At 67.5% G+C, this 17,553-nt stretch carries 17 protein-coding genes; 13 read left to right on the top strand and 4 right to left on the bottom strand.

All coding sequences use genetic code 11. The annotated features are described in order from the left end of the window. Positions 1-13: 13 nt before the first annotated feature. Positions 14-1,210 (bottom strand): enoyl-ACP reductase FabV, encoded by a 1,197-nt coding sequence (fabV, locus tag BLQ28_RS07950; RefSeq protein ID WP_093238215.1) that lies wholly within the window; start codon positions 1,208-1,210, stop codon positions 14-16. Between the two features lie 185 nt (positions 1,211-1,395). Here fabV and BLQ28_RS07945 point away from each other — a divergent pair, with 185 nt between their 5' ends. The 5 genes from BLQ28_RS07945 to BLQ28_RS07925 all read left to right on the top strand — a co-directional run bounded on the left by BLQ28_RS07945 (position 1,396) and on the right by BLQ28_RS07925 (position 5,597). Continuing rightward, positions 1,396-2,223, top strand: coding sequence for an ABC transporter substrate-binding protein (locus BLQ28_RS07945; RefSeq protein ID WP_093238213.1), 828 nt, complete (start codon positions 1,396-1,398; stop codon positions 2,221-2,223). Positions 2,224-2,395: 172 nt separating this feature from the next. Next, on the top strand, positions 2,396-3,091 hold the full coding sequence (locus tag BLQ28_RS07940; RefSeq protein WP_093238212.1) for an amino acid ABC transporter permease: 696 nt from the start codon (positions 2,396-2,398) through the stop codon (positions 3,089-3,091). Between the two features lie 13 nt (positions 3,092-3,104). After that, positions 3,105-3,821 (top strand): amino acid ABC transporter permease, encoded by a 717-nt coding sequence (locus BLQ28_RS07935; RefSeq protein ID WP_093238210.1) that lies wholly within the window; start codon positions 3,105-3,107, stop codon positions 3,819-3,821. Further along, positions 3,818-4,561 (top strand): amino acid ABC transporter ATP-binding protein, encoded by a 744-nt coding sequence (locus BLQ28_RS07930; protein WP_093238209.1) that lies wholly within the window; start codon positions 3,818-3,820, stop codon positions 4,559-4,561. Before BLQ28_RS07935 ends, BLQ28_RS07930 begins: the two co-directional genes overlap by 4 nt. A gap of 1 nt (position 4,562) precedes the next feature. Continuing rightward, complete coding sequence (locus BLQ28_RS07925) at positions 4,563-5,597, top strand: isopenicillin N synthase family dioxygenase (RefSeq protein ID WP_176801046.1); 1,035 nt, start codon at positions 4,563-4,565, stop codon at positions 5,595-5,597. Positions 5,598-5,607: 10 nt separating this feature from the next. On the opposite strand, the gene BLQ28_RS07920 is transcribed toward BLQ28_RS07925, so the two are convergent. Beyond that, positions 5,608-6,528, bottom strand: coding sequence for a LysR substrate-binding domain-containing protein (locus BLQ28_RS07920; protein WP_093238207.1), 921 nt, complete (start codon positions 6,526-6,528; stop codon positions 5,608-5,610). 115 nt (positions 6,529-6,643) lie between these two features. Between BLQ28_RS07920 and BLQ28_RS07915 the strand changes: the two genes are divergently transcribed. From BLQ28_RS07915 to BLQ28_RS07885, 7 genes are all read left to right on the top strand, one after another. After that, a complete protein-coding gene (locus BLQ28_RS07915; RefSeq protein WP_256327217.1) occupies positions 6,644-7,198 on the top strand; it encodes a PCC domain-containing protein in 555 nt (184 codons plus the stop codon). Continuing rightward, positions 7,191-7,589 (top strand): PPC domain-containing DNA-binding protein, encoded by a 399-nt coding sequence (locus tag BLQ28_RS07910; protein WP_093238206.1) that lies wholly within the window; start codon positions 7,191-7,193, stop codon positions 7,587-7,589. The genes BLQ28_RS07915 and BLQ28_RS07910 overlap by 8 nt, the downstream gene beginning before the upstream one ends. A gap of 22 nt (positions 7,590-7,611) precedes the next feature. Then, positions 7,612-8,418, top strand: coding sequence for an SDR family NAD(P)-dependent oxidoreductase (locus BLQ28_RS07905; RefSeq protein ID WP_093238204.1), 807 nt, complete (start codon positions 7,612-7,614; stop codon positions 8,416-8,418). 13 nt (positions 8,419-8,431) lie between these two features. After that, positions 8,432-9,601 carry an acetyl-CoA acetyltransferase gene (locus tag BLQ28_RS07900; protein WP_093238202.1) on the top strand — a complete coding sequence of 390 codons (1,170 nt, stop codon included), beginning with the start codon at positions 8,432-8,434 and terminating at the stop codon, positions 9,599-9,601. Next, complete coding sequence (locus BLQ28_RS07895) at positions 9,598-11,190, top strand: acyl-CoA synthetase (RefSeq protein ID WP_093238201.1); 1,593 nt, start codon at positions 9,598-9,600, stop codon at positions 11,188-11,190. Before BLQ28_RS07900 ends, BLQ28_RS07895 begins: the two co-directional genes overlap by 4 nt. Before the next feature lie 61 nt (positions 11,191-11,251). Next, complete coding sequence (locus BLQ28_RS07890; RefSeq protein WP_093238199.1) at positions 11,252-12,265, top strand: TRAP transporter substrate-binding protein; 1,014 nt, start codon at positions 11,252-11,254, stop codon at positions 12,263-12,265. Continuing rightward, positions 12,262-14,202: a TRAP transporter large permease gene (locus BLQ28_RS07885; protein ID WP_093238198.1), complete on the top strand. Its 1,941-nt coding sequence runs from the start codon at positions 12,262-12,264 to the stop codon at positions 14,200-14,202. Before BLQ28_RS07890 ends, BLQ28_RS07885 begins: the two co-directional genes overlap by 4 nt. 22 nt (positions 14,203-14,224) lie before the next feature. Here the strand turns inward: BLQ28_RS07885 and BLQ28_RS07880 are convergent, their stop codons facing one another. Further along, positions 14,225-14,911, bottom strand: a complete 687-nt coding sequence (locus BLQ28_RS07880; protein WP_093238196.1) for an HAD family hydrolase — start codon at positions 14,909-14,911, stop codon at positions 14,225-14,227. 101 nt (positions 14,912-15,012) lie between these two features. Further along, complete coding sequence (locus BLQ28_RS07875) at positions 15,013-16,350, bottom strand: MFS transporter (RefSeq protein WP_093238195.1); 1,338 nt, start codon at positions 16,348-16,350, stop codon at positions 15,013-15,015. A 177-nt stretch (positions 16,351-16,527) separates the two neighbouring features. Here BLQ28_RS07875 and cyoA point away from each other — a divergent pair, with 177 nt between their 5' ends. After that, positions 16,528-17,553 (top strand): ubiquinol oxidase subunit II, encoded by a 1,026-nt coding sequence (cyoA, locus tag BLQ28_RS07870; RefSeq protein WP_093238193.1) that lies wholly within the window; start codon positions 16,528-16,530, stop codon positions 17,551-17,553.

Here is a 17,553-nt window from a genome sequence, read left to right as displayed (position 1 = left end):
CAGCGCAGGCTTGCTAGACCTGGATGAGGCCTGGAATGCCCACGTCGGGGTTCACGTCGGCCTCGTAGTCCACGCCCTCGACGGCGAAGCCGAAGAGCCGCAAAAACTCGGTCTTGTAGCCGGCAAAGTCCGTCAGCTCGTACAGGTTCTCGTTGGTCACCTGGCCCCAGAGTTCCTGCACGCGGGCCTGCACCTGCGGCGCCAGCTCCTTGTAGTCCGCGCGCAGGCGGCCTTCGTCGTCGATGTGCGGTGCATTGCCGTACAGGCTTTCGGCATAGAGCCCATGCACCTGCTCGATGCAGCCCTCGTGCGTGCCCTCTGCCTTCATCACCTTGAACAGCAGCGACAGGTACAGCGGCATCATCGGGATGGCCGAGCTGGCCTGCGTGACCACCGCCTTCAGCACCGACACGCGCGCGTCGCCGCCCTTCGCGGCCAGCGTCTGGCGAAGGCCGAGCACCTTCTGGTCGAGGTCTTTCTTGGCAGCGCCGATGGAGCCGTTCCAGTAGATGTCGTGCGTGATCTGCTCGCCCAGGTAGGTGAAGGCCGTGGTCTTGGCGCCATCGGCCAGCACGCCGGCCTGCTGCAGCGCGTCGATCCACATCTGCCAGTCTTCACCGCCCATCACGGCCACGGTGTTGTCGATCTCTTCCTGCGTGGCGGGCTGCAGCACCGAGTCTTTGACGACCTCGTTGTCGGTGTCCAGGCCGCGCAGGTTGACGGCCTTGCCGATGGGCTTGAGCGTCGAATTGAAGACCTGCCCGGTCTTCGGGTGCGTGCGCCGTGGCGCGGCCAGGCTGTACACGACAAGATCGACCTGCCCGAGGTCGGCGCGGATCGTGTCGATGGTCTGCTGCTTCACCGCATCGGAAAAACCATCGCCGTTGATGCTCTTCGCATAGCGCCCTTCGGCCGTGGCCGCCTTATGGAAGGCGGCCGTGTTGTACCAGCCGGGCGATGCGGGCTTGGTCTCGCTGCCGGCACGCTCGAAAAACACGCCCAGCGTGTCGGCACCGCAGCCGAAGGCCGAGGTGATGCGCGCGGCCAGGCCGTAGCCGGTCGATGCGCCGATCACCAGCACGCGCTTCGGCCCGCCCGCGATGGGGCCCTGGGCCTTGACGTAGTCGATCTGTTGCTTGACGTTGGCTTCGCAACCCGTGGGGTGGGTCGTAATGCAGATGAAGCCGCGCACGCGCGGTTTGATGATCATGAGGAGCTCGCTGAAAGAGGAACCGCGAAAAACGACGGGAGCGCATTTTTCGCGCCGCGAATTTACCCCAGCCTGCCGCGGCCGCGTTCAGCTTACCCATATACATATGTCGATTGACGATTTAATGATCCTGGGTTTTATTGCTATGGTTCGGCCCGGAATTTCCTTCCGCAGAGAGAACAACCATGCGCCACACACTGCTCGCCGCGGCCGTCGCCGCTTCCACCTTCCTGCTCGGCACCGTCGCCCATGCCGACCAGCTGGCCGACATCAAGAAGAAGGGCGAACTCGTGGTCGGCGTGCTCGGCACCGACGAGCCCGCCACCTTCATCGACCCGAAGACGCGCCAGATCGTCGGCTACGAAGTCGACCTGGCCAATGCCATCGCCAAGAAGATCGGCGTGAAGCCGGTGCTCAAGCAGATCGCCGTGGCCGCGCGCATTCCCGAGCTGCAGCAGGGCCACGTCGACCTGGTGGCCGCCGGCCTCACGCACAACAAGGAGCGCGAGGCGCAGATCGACTTTTCCCTCACCACCTTCGTGACCGGCCAGAAGGCCATCGTGAAGAAAGACAGCGGCATCACCGAAGTACCTCAGCTCGGCGGCAAGAAGGTGCTGACCATCCGCGGCGGCACGCAGGAGCCGAACATCCGCAAGGCCGTGCCCACCGCCGAGGTCGTGACCTTCGACACGAGCCAGCAGGCCTTCCAGGCGCTGCAGCAGGGCAAGGGCGTGGGCTACGTGGACGACGAGGCCGCGCTGCTGCGCAGCTACGCCAAGCTCGGCCCACAGAAGGCGCAGTACGTGGTGCTCAAGCAGAACCTGAGCACCGAGTCGCTGGCCATCGGCATCAAGAAGGGCGAAGCCGGCCTGAAGGCCGTGGTGGACGACACGCTGCGCGAACTCGAGAAGTCGGGCGAAGCGCAGAAGATCTTCATCAAGTGGTACGGCCCGGACACGGCCTCCGGCTTCCAGACGCGCGACTTCAAGCTCGACACCGACAAGATCGACTGACGACCTCCCGGTATTTCTCCTTCCCCTTCCGGGGGAAGGCCGGGATGGGGGCAAGCGGCCCGTGCGCATGTCGCAGGCCGTGACGCATTGATCGCCGTCGTGCCCCTACCCTCACCCTCCCCCAACGGGGGAGGGAGAAGATTCCCTCGCGACGGTGATACTGTCGCCCCCCATGCCCTTGTTCGACTATTCCTTGCTGCTGACCGGCAAGTACCACGACATGCTGGTCGCGGGCTTGCTGCTTTCGCTGCAACTGCTCGCCGCCGCCCTGGTGCTCGCGCTGCCCATCGCGCTGGTGGTGGCGCTGCTGCGGCTTTCGCCCTTCGCGCCGTTGCGCTGGCTCGGCTTTGCGTATGTCGAATCGATCCGCAACATCCCGCTGCTCGCGCACATGCTGTTCTGGTATTTCGGTGCGCCCGAGCTGCTGCCGGAGGGCATCAAGCAATGGCTCTATGCCGGCCACATCGAGGCCTTCAGCGCGGTGATCGCGCTTGCGCTCTACACCGCCGCCTTCATGGCGGAAGACATCCGCAGCGGCATCCGCGCGATTCCCACGGTGCAGTTCGAGGCCGGGCGCGCGATGGGCTTCAGCTACCTGGCCACCATGCGCCGCGTGGTGCTGCCGCAGGCGCTGCGCGTGACCATTCCGCCGCTGATCTCGCAGACGCTGAGCCTGTGGAAGAACACCTCCATCGCCACCGTGATCGGCGTGGCCGAGCTGATGTACCAGGCCGGCCAGGTGGAGAGCGCGACCTTCCGCAGCTTCGAGTCCTTCGCGTTCGCGAGCGCGGCGTACCTCACGGTGTCGCTGGTCATCACCGGGCTGGCGACCTGGTATCAGCACCGCTTCCCGGTGCGGACCATCTGACGGAACAGCCGGCATGCTGCAGATCATCAATGACTACTGGGTCTACTTCCTCATCGGGCAGTACCCGAACGGGCCGCTCGGCGGCCTCGTGCTCACGCTGCTGCTGGCCTCGTGCGGGCTGATCCTGGCGCTGCCGCTGGGCATCGCGCTCGGCCTGGCGCGCGTGAGCCCATGGCGCTGGCTGCGCTGGCCGGTCACGGGTTTCGTGTTCGTGGTGCGCGGCCTGCCGCTGCTGATGGTGATCTTCTGGGCCTACTTCTTCCTGCCCAGCGTGACCGGCATCAAGACCGACCAGTTCACCACCATGCTGATCGCGCTGGTGGTGTTCGACGCCGCCTACCTGGCCGAGATCGTGCGTGCCGGCATCCAGGGCCTGCCGCGCGGCCAGATGGAAACCGCCCGCGCGCTGGGCCTGAGCTATGGCCGCGCGATGCGTCTCGTGGTGCTGCCGCAGGCGCTGCGCAGCATGCTGCCTTCGCTGGTGAACCAGTTCGTCTCGACCATCAAGGAGACCTCGCTGGGCTACATCATCGGGTTGGCCGAGGTGTCGTTCATCGCGACGCAGATCAACACGCAGGTGTTCACCAAGCCGGCGCAGATCTACCTGATCCTGGGCCTGACCTACTTCATCCTGTGCTTCGGCCTGTCGCGCTTCGCCTACTGGCTGGAGCGCCGGCTCGCGCGCCGCGGCCTCTCGACCGCCGCTTCTACCGCCAAGGTGCCCGCATGATCGAACTCGAAAAAGTCAACAAGTGGTACGGCAGCTACCACGCGCTGGTCGACGTGACCGAGACCATCCACAAGGGCGAAGTGGTGGTCGTGTGCGGGCCGTCGGGCTCGGGCAAGTCGACCTTGATCCGCACCTTCAACCGGCTGGAGCCGATCCAGTCGGGCCGCATCCTGCTCGAGGGCAAGGACATCCACGCGCCGGGTACTGATGTGAATGCCTTCCGCTCGCGCATCGGCTTCGTGTTCCAGCAGTTCAACCTGTTCCCGCACCTCACAGTGCTGCAGAACTGCACGATGGCGCCGATGCAATTGCGGGGCCTCTCGCGCAAGGAAGCCGAAGACCGCGCGATGGCCCTGCTGCAGCGCGTGGGCCTGTCGAACAAGGCCGACGCCTGGCCGAGCGAGCTGTCGGGCGGCCAGCAGCAGCGCGTGGCCATCGCGCGTGCGCTCGCGATGCAACCGCCGCTGATGCTGTTCGACGAACCCACCAGCGCGCTCGACCCCGAGATGGTCGGCGAGGTGCTGCTGGTGATGCGTGACCTCACGCGCGACGGCATGACCATGGTGTGCGTCACGCACGAGATGGGCTTTGCGCGCGAAGTGGCCGACCGCGTGCTCTTCATGGACGAGGGCAAGGTGCTGGAGCGCGCCACGCCCGACGACTTCTTCAATCGCCCGCAGCATCCCCGCGCGCAGCAGTTCCTTTCGGACATCCGCTCGCCGTTCGCGCACGGCGCATGACATGCTTTCCACGACGACCATGACCACCACTTCTTCCGACCTCCTCTCGCTGCCCGTGATCGATGTTGCCCCGCTCGTGGCCGGCACGGCGGCACGCGATGGCGTGGCCGCGCAGATCGGCGCCGCCTGCCGCGCGCATGGCTTCTTCTATGTCACGGGTCATGGCGTCGATGCGGCGCTGGTGCAGCGGCTCGAAGACCTGAGCCACCGGTTCTTCAGCCTGCCCGAAGAAACCAAGATGCAGTGGCGCATGGCGCTGGGTGGCCGTGCATGGCGCGGCTTCTTCCCGCTCGGTGGCGAGCTGACCTCGGGCCGGCCCGACTGGAAGGAAGGCCTGTACCTCGGCACCGAGTTGCCCGCCTCGCACCCGCTGGTGCAGGCAAAGACGCCGGTGCACGGGCCCAACCTGTTCCCCGACGTGCCGGGTTTTCGCGAGACCATCCTCGGCTACATGACGGCCGTCACGCAGCTTGGCCACCGCTTGATGGAAGGCATCGCGCTCAGCCTCGGCCTGCCGGCAACGTACTTCGCCGAGCGCTACACGGCCGATCCGCTCATCCTGTTCCGCCTCTTCAACTACCCCTCGCAGCCCGTGCCCGAAGGGCTCGACGTGCAATGGGGCGTGGGCGAGCACACCGACTACGGCCTGCTCACCATCCTTCACCAGGACAACGTGGGCGGCCTTGCCGTGCACACGCCGGGCGGCTGGATCGACGCGCCGCCGATTGCTGGCTCGTTCATCTGCAACATCGGCGACATGCTCGACCGCATGACCGGCGGGCTCTACAAGTCGACGCCGCACCGCGTCAAGCGCAACACCTCGGGCCGCGACCGGCTGTCGTTTCCGCTGTTCTTCGATCCGAATTTCGAGGCGCGCGTGCAGCGCATCGAAGGCCTTGCAGGCGCCGAGGCGCTGGACGACAGCGCCGAGCGCTGGGACCGCGCCAACGTGCACGCCTTCAGCGGCCGCTACGGCGACTACCTGCTCGCGAAGGTGTCGAAGGTGTTCCCGCAGTTGCGCGACGAAGTGCTCTGAGCGGCCCCGCTCAGATCGGGGCGAAGGTCGACGCGGCACGCATTTCCGGCGCCTCGTCGAGCGTGGGCAGCAGGGCCAGCAGCGCCTTCACGAGCGGCGACTCGTCCGTCTTGCGCCAGACCACCAGCGTGTCGACGGAAGTCTTTTCGCCCTTGAGCGGGCGGAACACCACGCCCTCGCGGTGCAATGCCTTCACGCAGGCCGGCACCAGGGCCACGCCCACGCCGCCCGACACCAGGCTGACGATGGTGTTCATCTGCCGCGCCGGAAACATGAGCGGGCTGAAGCCGCGCCGCATGCAGGTGGTGACGATGGCATCGAACATCTGCGGCCCGATGTGGCGCTCGAAGCCCAGGAAGCGCTCGCCGGAGAAGTTCTCCAGCGCCACGTTGCCGGGGCGCGCCAGCGGATGCGCCTCGGGCAGCGCGAGGATCAGCACGTCTTTCTGCACCAGCCGCGAGCCCAGCGTGGCGGGCATTTCCGCGGGTTGGAGCACCAGCCCCACGTCGAGGCGGCCGGATTCGACGTCGGCCACGATCTGCTCGGTGATGCCCTCGCGCAGCGCGACGGTGGCCTTGGGGTGATGCTCGGTGAACTGCCGCAAGGTGGGCGGCAGGAAGGTGTAGGCCGGCAGGCTGATGAAGCCGACGGCAATCGACCCCATGACGCCGGCGGCCGCATCCTGGGCGCGCCGGCGCAGGGTTTCCAGCCCGCCCAGCACCGCGCGCGCGTCGCGCAGCGCCTCTTCGCCGGCCTGGGTGATCGCGATGCGGCGCGAGGTGCGCTCGAACAGCACCACGCCCAGTTCGTCTTCCATCTCCTTGATCGCCAGGCTCACCGGCGGCTGCGACAGGTTCAGCCGCTCGGCGGCGCGGCCGAAGTGCAGTTCCTCGGCCACGGCCACCAGGCAGCGCAGATGACGCAGCTCCATCGATCTGAATCCTGTATTGATCTATATGAATTGTAGATTTGTTGCTATGGATTTCCACTCCTAGACTTTGTCCCGCTGCGCCGGCGTTACCCCTGTCGGCGCGCAAGGAGACAACGTGACGATTCAGAAAACGACGGGCCTGCCACGAGCACGCACCGTGGTTCACCCTGGCCCGTACGGGCCCGTGCGGATCAACCACATGCACGCCGACAAGGGCCGGCACTTTCGCCTCTCGCTGCCCGCGGGAGGCACGCTGCACGACAGCCTCGTGCGGGCACTGGCCGCCGAGAACGTAGCCAGCGCGTCGATGACGCTGCTGGGCGGCGAACTCGACCGGCTGAGCTTCTGCATGGCGCTGCCCGACCCCACCGGCCGCGTGCTCGCCACCTACGGCGCCCCCGAGCAGTTGCGCCATGCGCGGCTGATCTTCGGCAACGCCACCTTGGGCCGCTCCGCCGGCGGCGCCGCCATCGTCCATTGCCACGGCGCGTTCAGCGAAGCGCAGGGGCGGGTGCGCGGTGGCCACATCCTGACGGAGCGCACCGTCGTCGGGCCCGCGCCCGTGACCGTAGTGGTCACCGCGCTGGACAGCTTCGACCTGCGCGTGGCCTACGACGAAGAAACACGCATGCCCCTGATGCGGCCCGAAGCAAGGGCCGCCCATGTCTGATGTGCGCCTGATCGAACGCGGCCGCATGGGCCGCGTGGCCTACGCACGCATCGGCCCCAATGAAGACCTGATGCAGAGCGTCGAGAAGCTCTGCGTGGCCGAGGGCTTCGGCAACGCCTTTGTACGCGGCGCGCTGGGCAGCCTGATCGACGCCTGCCTGGAGCGGCCCGACGGCTCCTGCCAGGTGATCCGCGGCCCCGCCGTGGAGGTCGTCAGCCTGGCCGGCGAGGTGCGGCGCCAGCCCGACGGCACGCTGCGCGCGGCGCTGACCGGCGTGGTGGCCGACACCCAGGGCCGTGTCTACGGCGGGCCCTTCGTGGCCGGCGCCAACACCGTGTGCGTCACCTTCGAGATCACGCTCGAGGAGTGGCTTCCTTCCGACGATTCCTGAACCCGCAACACCGAAGACATCCATGACAGATCTTTCCTCCTCTCGCGTCGCAGTCGTCACTGGCGGCGCACGCGGCATCGGCCTGGCCATCGGGCAATGGTTCCTCGCGCACGGCCATCGGGTCGCGCTGCTGGACAACGACCACGCCACGCTCGACATCACCGTGAGCAAGCTCGCGCAGCCCGAACGCGTGCTCGGCGTGCACTGCGACGTGTCGGACCCATTGCAGGTCGAGGCCGCGGCCAAGGCCGTGATCGACCGCTTCGCCCGCGTGGACGCGCTGGTCAACAACGCCGGCGTGGCGGTGTTCAAGCGCGTTGCCGAAACCACCTTCGCCGATTGGCGCACGGTGCTGGGCACCAACCTGGACGGCGCTTTCCTGTGCACCCAGGCCTTCGGCGCGCTGATGGTCAAGGCCGGCAGCGGCGCGGTGGTGAACGTGGCGTCGATCTCCGGGCTGCGGGCCAGCACGCTGCGCGTGGCCTACGGCACCAGCAAGGCGGCGCTGATCCACCTGACGAAGCAGTACGCGGTCGAACTCGGCAATGCGGGCGTGCGCGTGAACGTGATCGCGCCCGGTCCGGTCGACACCGAGATGGCCAAGCTGGTCCACAGCGTGGCCATCCGCTCCGACTACTACGACGCCATTCCGCTGGGCCGCTACGGCAGCGTGGAGGAAATGGCCAACACGGTGGGCTTCCTGTGCAGCGACGAAGCCAGCTTCATCAACGGCCAGGTGCTGGCGGTGGACGGGGGCTTCGATGCCGCAGGCGTGGGCCTGCCGACGCTGCGCCGCGGCGGGTCCGCGGCACCTGCCGACCACGCATGAGGAACGGCCAATCATGCGCAACGACACCTTCATCACAGGCTGGGGCCACACGCCCTTCGGCAAGCTCGACGCGGCCGACAGCGAGCAACTGATCCGCGACGCGGTCGAGCCCGCGCTGGCGACGGCGGGGCTGGAAGCCGGCGACATCGACGGCATCTTCGTGGGCCACTTCAACAGCGGCTTCGTACCGCAGGACTTCAGCGCCTCGCTGGTGGCGCTGGCGGTGCCGGGGCTGCGCCATGTGCCCGCGGTGCGGCTGGAAAACGCCTGCGCCACGGGCTCGGCCGCGATCTGGGCCGCGCTGGACGCGGTGGCCAGCGGCCGCGTGCGGCATGCGCTGGTGGTGGGCTTCGAGATCATGAACGCGGTGCCCGGCCCGGTCATCGCGCAGACGCTGCTGCGCTGCTCCTACGTGAAGGAAGAAGGCGCCACGCCCTCGGGCTTCGCGGGTGTGTTCGGCAACATCGCCGGCGGTTATTTCGAACGCTTCGGCGACCAGAGCGACGCGCTGGCCGCCATCGCGGCCAAGAACCACGCCAACGGCACGCACAACCCCTATGCGCACATGCGCCGCGACCTGGGCTTCGACTTCTGCCGCAACCCCTCCGACAAGAACCCGTTCGTCGCCGGGCCGCTGAAGCGCTCGGACTGCTCGCTGGTCTCCGACGGCGCGGCGGCGCTGGTCATTTCGGCCGCGCCGCTGGCTTCGGCGAAGGTGCCCGCGGTGCGCTGGCGCTCGCGCACGCAGGTCAACGACTACCTGCCGCTGTCGCGGCGCGACCCCACGCGCTTCGAGGGCGCGGCGCTCGCGTGGCACCGGGGCCTCGAAGCCGCCCGCCTCAAGCTCGACGACCTGGGCTTCGTGGAAACGCACGACTGCTTCACCATCGCCGAGCTGCTGGAGTACGAGGCGATGGGGCTGGCGCCGCACGGCCAGGGCGCGCGCGCGATCCTCGACGGCGTCACGCGCAAGGACGGCAGGCTGCCGGTGAACCCCTCGGGCGGCCTCAAGTCGCGCGGCCATCCGATCGGCGCGACGGGCGTCTCGCAGCACGTGATGGCCGCCATGCAACTCACCGGGCTGGCCGGCGACATGCAGGTGGGCACGGGCAAGCCGGGCGCGGTCTTCAACATGGGCGGGGCGGCCGTCGCCAACTACCTCAGCGTGCTGGAGGCGGCGTGAGCCAGGCCCATGCGGCGAACCTGTCGGTGCTGCTGTCGCAGACGGCGGCATTGTTTGCGCAGCGCCCCGGCCTGATCCTCGAAGAGCGCAGCTGGACCTGGCGCGAGATCGACGAGCGCGTCGACGCACTGGCGCAGGCGCTGCACGCACTGGGCATGCGGCCGGGCCACAAGCTGCTGGTGCAGTCGCGCAACAACCTCGCGCTGTTCGAAAGCTGCTGGGCCGCGTTCCGGCTGGGTGTGGTCTGGGTGCCGGTCAATTTCCGGCTCACGCCGCCCGAGGTGGCCTACCTGGGCAGCGCCAGCGAAGCGACGGTGATGCTGGCCGAAGACTGCTTCGCGGCCCATGTGGATGCGGTGCGTGGCGCCAGCGCGCACCTTGCGCAGGTCGTCACCATCGGCACGCCGCGACAGGGTGAGCACGGCTACGAGCCGCTGCTGGCCGCGCATGCCGGCGCGCCCAAGGCCGTGGCCGATGTCCAGGCCGATACGCCGGCCTGGTACTTCTACACCTCGGGCACCACCGGCAAGCCCAAGGCGGCCGTGCTCACGCACGGGCAGCTCGCCTTCGTGGTCACCAACCACCTGGCCGACCTGATTCCCGGCACCACGGAGAAAGACTGCTCCATCGCCGTGGCGCCGCTGTCGCACGGCGCGGGCATCCATGCGCTGCTGAACGTGGCACGCGGCGCGGCCACGGTGCTGCCACCTTCGGACCGGCTGGAGCCGCGCACCTTCTGGGCGCTGGTCGAGCGGCACCGCGTGAGCAACGTGTTCACCGTGCCGACCATCGTCAAGATGCTGGTGGAAGACGCCTCGGTCGACGAGTTCGACCACCGCTCGCTGCGCTACCTGATCTATGCCGGCGCGCCGATGTACCGCGCCGACCAGAAGCGCGCGCTGCAGAAGCTCGGGCCGGTGCTGGTGCAGTACTTCGGCCTGGGCGAGGTGACCGGCTGCATCACCGTGCTGCCGCCGTCGATGCACTCGCCGGACGATGCAGACGCCAACGCGCACGTCGGTTCGTGCGGCCGGCCGCGCACCGGCATGGAAGTGGCCATCCTCGATGCGCACATGCAGCGCCTGCCCGCCGGCGAGGTGGGCGAGATCTGCTGCCGGGGCCCGGCCGTGTTCGCGGGCTACTTCAACAACCCCGAGGCCACCGCCAAGGCGCTGCGCGGCGGCTGGTTCCACACCGGCGACCTGGGCCGCATGGACGCGCAGGGGCTGCTCTACATCACCGGCCGCGAGTCGGACATGTACATCTCGGGCGGCTCCAACGTCTATCCGCGCGAGGTGGAAGAGATCCTGCTGACCCACCCCGCGGTGCGCGAGGCGGCCGTGCTGGGCGTGCCCGACGCCAAGTGGGGCGAGGTGGGCGTGGCCGTGCTGGTGTGCGGGCACGACGAGGTGCCGACGCCCGAGGACATCCTGGCCCACCTCGACGGGCGCTGCGCCAGATACCGCTGGCCGCGGCACGTCTTTTTCTGGGATTCGCTGCCGAAGTCAGGCTACGGCAAGGTCACGAAGAACGAAATACGACGGCTCCTCGCGGAGCGCGGAGAGATCGGGGAGGTCGCCACGCACTGAACCAAGCCCTCCTTTCCCCCGGACGATCGAATTCAACACAACTACGACATCGAGACAAAGAATGAACATCAACCGCCGTACCGTCCTGCGCACCGCAGCCGCCGCTTCCACCCTCGCGCTCCCGTTGCGCCAGGCCTTGGCCCAGAAGAACGCGTTCAACTACAAGTACGCCAACAACCTGCCCGTCTCGCACCCGATGAACCTGCGGGCCAAAGAGATGGCCGACGCGATCCGCGCCGAGACCCACGGCCAGGTCGATATCCAGATTTTTCCGAACAACCAGCTGGGCTCCGACACCGACGTGCTGAGCCAGCTGCGCTCGGGCGGGGTGGAGTTCTTCACGCTGTCGGGGCTGATTCTGTCGACGCTGGTGCCTTCGGCTTCCATCAGCGGCGTGGGCTTCGCGTTTCCCGACTACGCGAGTGTGTGGAAGGCGATGGACGGCGACCTGGGCGCCCACATCCGCACGCAGATCGCCAAGGCCAACATCGTGGCCATGGACAAGATCTGGGACAACGGCTTTCGGCAGATCACCTCGTCGAGCAAGCCGATCGCGTCGCCGGCCGACCTGAAGGGCTTCAAGATCCGCGTGCCTGTGTCGCCGCTGTGGACGTCGATGTTCAAGGCGCTGGAGGCAGCCCCCACGTCGATCAACTTCGCCGAGGTGTATTCGGCGCTGCAGACCAAGATCGTCGACGGACAGGAGAACCCGTTGGCCATCATCTCCACCGCCAAGCTGTACGAGGTGCAGAAATATTGCTCCATGAGCAACCACATGTGGGACGGCTTCTGGTTCCTGGCCAACCGCCGCGCCTGGGACAAGATGCCGGCCGACCTGCAGACCATCGTGGCCAAGCACATCAACGCCGCCGGCATGCGGGAGCGCACCGACGTGGCCGAGCTCAATGCCAACCTGCAGAAGGAATTGAGCGCCAAGGGCATGCAGATCAACCAGCCCGACCCCACCGCCTTCCGCGACCAGCTTCGCAAGGCCGGCTTCTACGCCGAGTGGAAGTCGAAATACGGCGATGAAGCCTGGGCACTCCTGGAGCGCAGCACGGGCAAGCTGGCATGAGCGCGCCGCGCCCGGCGGCGCGGCCGCCTGAGCCCCCGACGGGCGGCGCGAGCGGCAACACCCCACCCGTGGGCCCGCACGGCCACGGCGATGCGGCCAACGAGGCGAACCCGGCGTCCTTCACCTCGCGCACGGAGCACGTGCTCGGGGCGCTGGTGGACGGCCTGGCCGCCGCGCTGGTGCTGGCCGACGTGGTCGTGCTGCTGGCCGGCGTGGTCGCCCGCTTCGTGCTGCACCAGCCGCTGATCTGGTCGGACGAGCTGGCCTCCATGCTCTTCATCTGGCTGGCGATGCTGGGCGCTGTGGTCGCCCTGCGGCGCGGCGAGCACATGCGCATGACCGCGATGGTGTCCAAGCTGCCGCCGCAGCGCCGGCGGCTGGCGGAGGCCATCGCGCTGTATGCCGCGCTGGCCTTCCTGGCGATGGTGGCGTGGCCAGCCTGGGAATACGCGTCGGACGAACGCTTCATCACCACCCCGGCGCTCGACATCTCCAACGCCTGGCGCGCCGCGGCGCTGCCCGTGGGCGTGGTGCTGATGGGCATGTTCGCGGTGCTGCGGCTGTTTCGCGACTTCGACTGGAAGACCTCGACCAAGGCCTTTGCCGTGGTCGCCACGCTGATCGTCGCCTTCACGCTGGGCCGCGCGGTGTTCGAAGACCTGGGCCGGCTGAACCTGCTGGTCTTCTTCGTCGGCGTGGTGCTGGCCTGCGTGCTCTGCGGCATTCCGATCGCATTCGCGTTCGGCCTGGGCACCTTCGGCTACCTGGCGCTGACCACCGACACCGCGCTGCCCGTGATCATCGGGCGCATGGACGAGGGCATGTCGCACCTCATCCTGCTAGCAGTGCCGCTGTTCGTGTTTCTCGGGCTGCTGATCGAGATGACAGGCATGGCGAAGGCGATGGTCGCGTTCCTGGCCAGCCTGCTGGGGCATGTGAAGGGCGGCCTGTCTTATGTGCTGGTCGGCGCGATGTACCTGGTGTCGGGCATCTCGGGCTCGAAGGCGGCGGACATGGCCGCCATCGCGCCTGCGCTGTTTCCGGAGATGAAGAAGCGCGGCGCCGACGAAGGCGAACTGGTGGCGCTGCTCGCGGCCACCGGTGCGCAGACGGAAACCGTGCCGCCGAGCCTGGTGCTCATCACCATCGGCTCGGTCACGGGCGTGTCGATCGCGGCGCTGTTCACCGGCGGGCTGCTGCCGGCGGTGATCCTGGGGCTGATGCTGTGCGTGGTGGTGTTCATGCGCAACCGCCATGAGGACCTCAGCCAGGTCGCGCGGCCGCCGTGGAAACAGGTGATGCGGCTGGCCCTGGTGGCGCTGCCCGCGCTGGCGCTGCCCTTCGTCATCCGCGCCGCCGTGGTCGAGGGCGTGGCCACGGCGACGGAGGTGTCGACCATCGGCATCGTCTACGCGGTGGTGGCGGGGCTGGTGGTGTACCGGCAGTTCGACTGGCGGCGGCTGGGGCCGATGCTGGTGGCCACGGCGTCGCTCTCGGGTGCCATTCTGCTGATCATCGGCACCGCCACGGCCATGGCCTGGGGGCTGACGCAGTCGGGCTTCTCGCGCTGGCTGGCCGAAGCCATGGCCAGCCTGCCGGGCGGCGCGCCGATGTTCCTGGCGGTGTCGCTGGTCACCTTCGTGGTGCTGGGTTCGGTGCTCGAGGGCATACCGGCCATCGTGCTGTTCGGGCCGCTGCTGTTTCCCATCGCGCGCCAGCTGGGCATCCACGAGGTGCACTACGCGATGGTGGTCGTGCTGTCGATGGGACTGGGCCTGTTTGCGCCGCCGCTGGGCGTGGGCTATTACGCGGCCTGCGCCATCGGGCGGGTACGGCCGGACGCGGGCATCCGGCCCATCGTCGGCTACATGCTGGCGCTGCTGGTCGGCACCATCGCGGTGGCGGCCATTCCGTGGCTGTCGATCGGGTTCCTCTGATTCGAGGCCCGGCCGGGATTGCTCAGGCGAGCTTCTCGGCCGGTGCCGGCGGGAACCAATGCGGCAGGTGCGGCACCGCGTCGTGCAATGACTCGAGCACATGGAACGCCTGGCCGGTGATCGCTTCGGTCGGATGCTTGAGGTCGGGCACCACCACGACCCGCAGGCCCGCCGCGAGCGCCGACCTGGCGCCGTTCTCGCTGTCCTCGAAGGCGATGCAGTCGGCCGGGGCCACGCCCAACCGTTCGGCTGCGAGCAGATAGAGCGCGGGGTCGGGCTTGGCGCGCGCCACTTCGTCGCCGCCCGCGAAGGCCGAGAAATGGTGCAGCAGGCCCAGGCTGCCGAGGCAGGCTTCGATCTGCCTGCGCGTGGACGACGAGGCCACGGCGCAGCGGATGCCGCGCTCGCGCAGGGCGCTCAGGAATTCGGCCGCGCCGGGCTTGATGGGAAAAAGCGGCGAGCCGTCCGCGCGCTCGAGCTGCAGATACCGGCGCACATGCTCGATGGCGTGGCGGTAGGCCTCGGGGCCGCCCAGCAGCGACGCGAGGATCTGCTCGGACTCCACGGTGGAGAGCCCCACGACCTGCAGGTACTGGCTGTGCGAAAGCTCGATGTCGAGCGTGTGGGCTGCCTCGATCCAGGCAGCCATGATGGGGCGCTCCGAATCGATGAGCAGCCCGTCCATGTCGAAGATGGCGGCGGCAAACATCGGCGAATCCTAAGCCAGTGGGCCAACCGTTGCGTCAGAAATGGGAAAGGGGCCCGCGGGCCCCTTTTCGGAAAGAACGGTGAAGAGCGCCGGTCCGCCGATCAGTCGCGCGCCAGCGCCCGGTTCAGGCCCAGCGCGGCCAGGGTGGCAACAGCGCCCGACAGCAGATAGACGCTCACGTAGGCCAGGCCGAAGTGAGCCGACAGGCCCAGGGCGACCAGCGGCGCGAACGCCGCGCCGATCAGCCAGGCCACGTCGGCCGTCAGGGCTGCACCGACGTAGCGGTACTTGGGCGCGAAGTTCGAGGTCACGGCGCCGGCCGCCTGGCCGTACGACAGGCCCAGGATCACGAAGCCCACCAAGATGAAGATGTCCTGGCCCACGCGGCCACCGTCGAGCAGCGTGGGGGCAAAGCCGCTGAACGCCGCGATCACGGCGGCCAGGCCGCCCAGCGTGAAGCGGCGGCCGATGCGGTCGGCCAGCAGGCCCGAGGCCACGATGCCGGCGGCACCAAGCACCGCGCCGACCATCTGCACCACCAGGAATTCGGTGACCGACTGGTCCGAGTACAGCGTGATCCACGACAGCGGGAACACGGTGATCAGGTGGAACAGCGCGTAGCTGGCCAGCGCGGCGAACGCGCCGATCAGGATGTTGGTGCCCTGCGAGCCGACCAGTTCGGTCACGCTGGTGGGTTCCAGTTCACGCTCTTCGAGCAGGCGCGAGTATTCGTCGGTGGCCACGAGGCGCAGGCGGGCGAACAACGCCACCACGTTGATCGCGAAGGCCACGTAGAAGCTGTAGCGCCAGCCCCAGTCGAGGAAGTCTTCGCTCGGCAGGCTCGAGTACAGGTACGCGAACAGTGCGCTGGCAATGAAGAAGCCAATGGGTGCACCCAGCTGGCCCAACATGGCGTACCAGCCGCGGCGGTTGGCCGGTGCGTTCAGCGCCAGCAGCGACGGCAGGCCGTCCCACGAACCGCCCAGCGCCAAGCCCTGGCCGAAACGGAACACCGACAGCAGCACGATGGCCGTGAAGCCGAGGCTGGCGTAGCCCGGCAGGAAGGCAATGCCGGCGGTGGACGTACCGAGCACGAAAAGCGCCAGGGTCAGCTTGGCTTCTCGCCCGAAACGTCGCTGGATGGCCATCGAGATGACAGTTCCGAACGGACGCGCGATGAAGGCGAACGAAAAAATCAGGAAAGAGTAGAGAACACCTTCAAGATGTTGCTCGAACGGGAAAAAAACCGCAGGAAACACCAGCACCGAGGCGATGCCGTAGACGAAAAAGTCAAAATATTCGGATGCGCGGCCGATGACCACGCCGACCGCGATTTCGCCGGGGGCGATGTGCGAGTGGTCGTCACCCTGCCGGGCGCCGATTTCGGGCGAGTTCGGCAGCGGCTGGGCGCCTTGCGGACTGATGCTGGACGTCGTCATTGCTTCTGTAATTCGGGTGTCACCTCGGGAAGTGACACATAGGATCATGGACAGCCTATAGGGTCTCACCGAAACACATTTACCGCCATAGGACAAAACGTCCAATAGGCGAAACCCGTCTTCGAGCGTAGATTGTGGGGTCTTTTTGCGTCGCCCCCGCACCTCTTTTCCCCCGGCATGCACATCCTCAAGAACCTTCGCCGATCGCTCCTGCTGCTCCCCGCCATCCTCCTGGCGGGCTGTAACACGGTGCTGATGAACCCTTCCGGCGACATCGCCAATCAGCAAGGACGCCTGATCGTCGTCTCGACCGTGCTGATGCTGATCATCATCATCCCGGTGATCGCGCTGACCATCTTCTTCGCCTGGCGCTACCGCCAGTCGAACAAGGAAGCGACCTACAGCCCCGACTGGGACCACTCGACCCAGCTCGAACTGGCGATCTGGGCGGCACCGCTGCTGATCATCATCGCGCTGGGCGCAATCACCTGGATCAGCACCCACGTGCTCGACCCCTACCAGCCGCTGCGTCGCCTCGACGCGCAGCGCCCGATTCCCGCGGACACCAAGCCGCTGGTGGTCGAAGTGGTGGCACTCGACTGGAAGTGGCTCTTCATCTACCCCGAGCAGGGCATCGCCACGGTGAACGAGCTGGCGGCCCCGGTGGACCGCCCGATCAGCTTCAAGATCACGGCTTCCTCGGTCATGAACTCCTTCTTCATCCCCGCGCTGGCCGGCCAGATCTACGCCATGCCGGGCATGGAAACCAAGCTGCACGCGGTCATCAACAAGCCGGGCGAGTTCGAAGGCTTCTCCGCCAACTACAGCGGCGCCGGCTTCTCGGGCATGCGCTTCAAGTTCCACGGCCTGAGCGACGGCGACTTCGACCAGTGGGTCCAGAAGGTCAAGGCCGGCAAGGACGGCGAACTCACCCGCGACCTCTACAAGAAGCTCGAAGCGCCGAGCGAACGCGAGCCCGTGCGCCACTACGCCGCCGTGGACCCCGCCCTGTACGACGCCATCCTGAACCTGTGCGTGGACCGCAACAAGATGTGCATGAAGGAAATGATGGCCATCGACGCCGACGGCGGCATGGGCAAGCCCGGCGCCTTCAACGTTGCCACCAAGCAGGCCTGGCTGACCGATTCCCTCGACACGCCCAAGCGCAAGTACGTCACCGCGATGTGCACCACCGAAGAATAA

The sequence above is a fragment of the Variovorax sp. EL159 genome (assembly GCF_900100965.1).
Taxonomy (GTDB): Bacteria; Pseudomonadota; Gammaproteobacteria; order Burkholderiales; family Burkholderiaceae_C; genus Variovorax.
The sequence above is the reverse complement of the archived record's forward strand: the minus strand, read 5'-3'. Positions and strand labels throughout refer to the sequence as shown.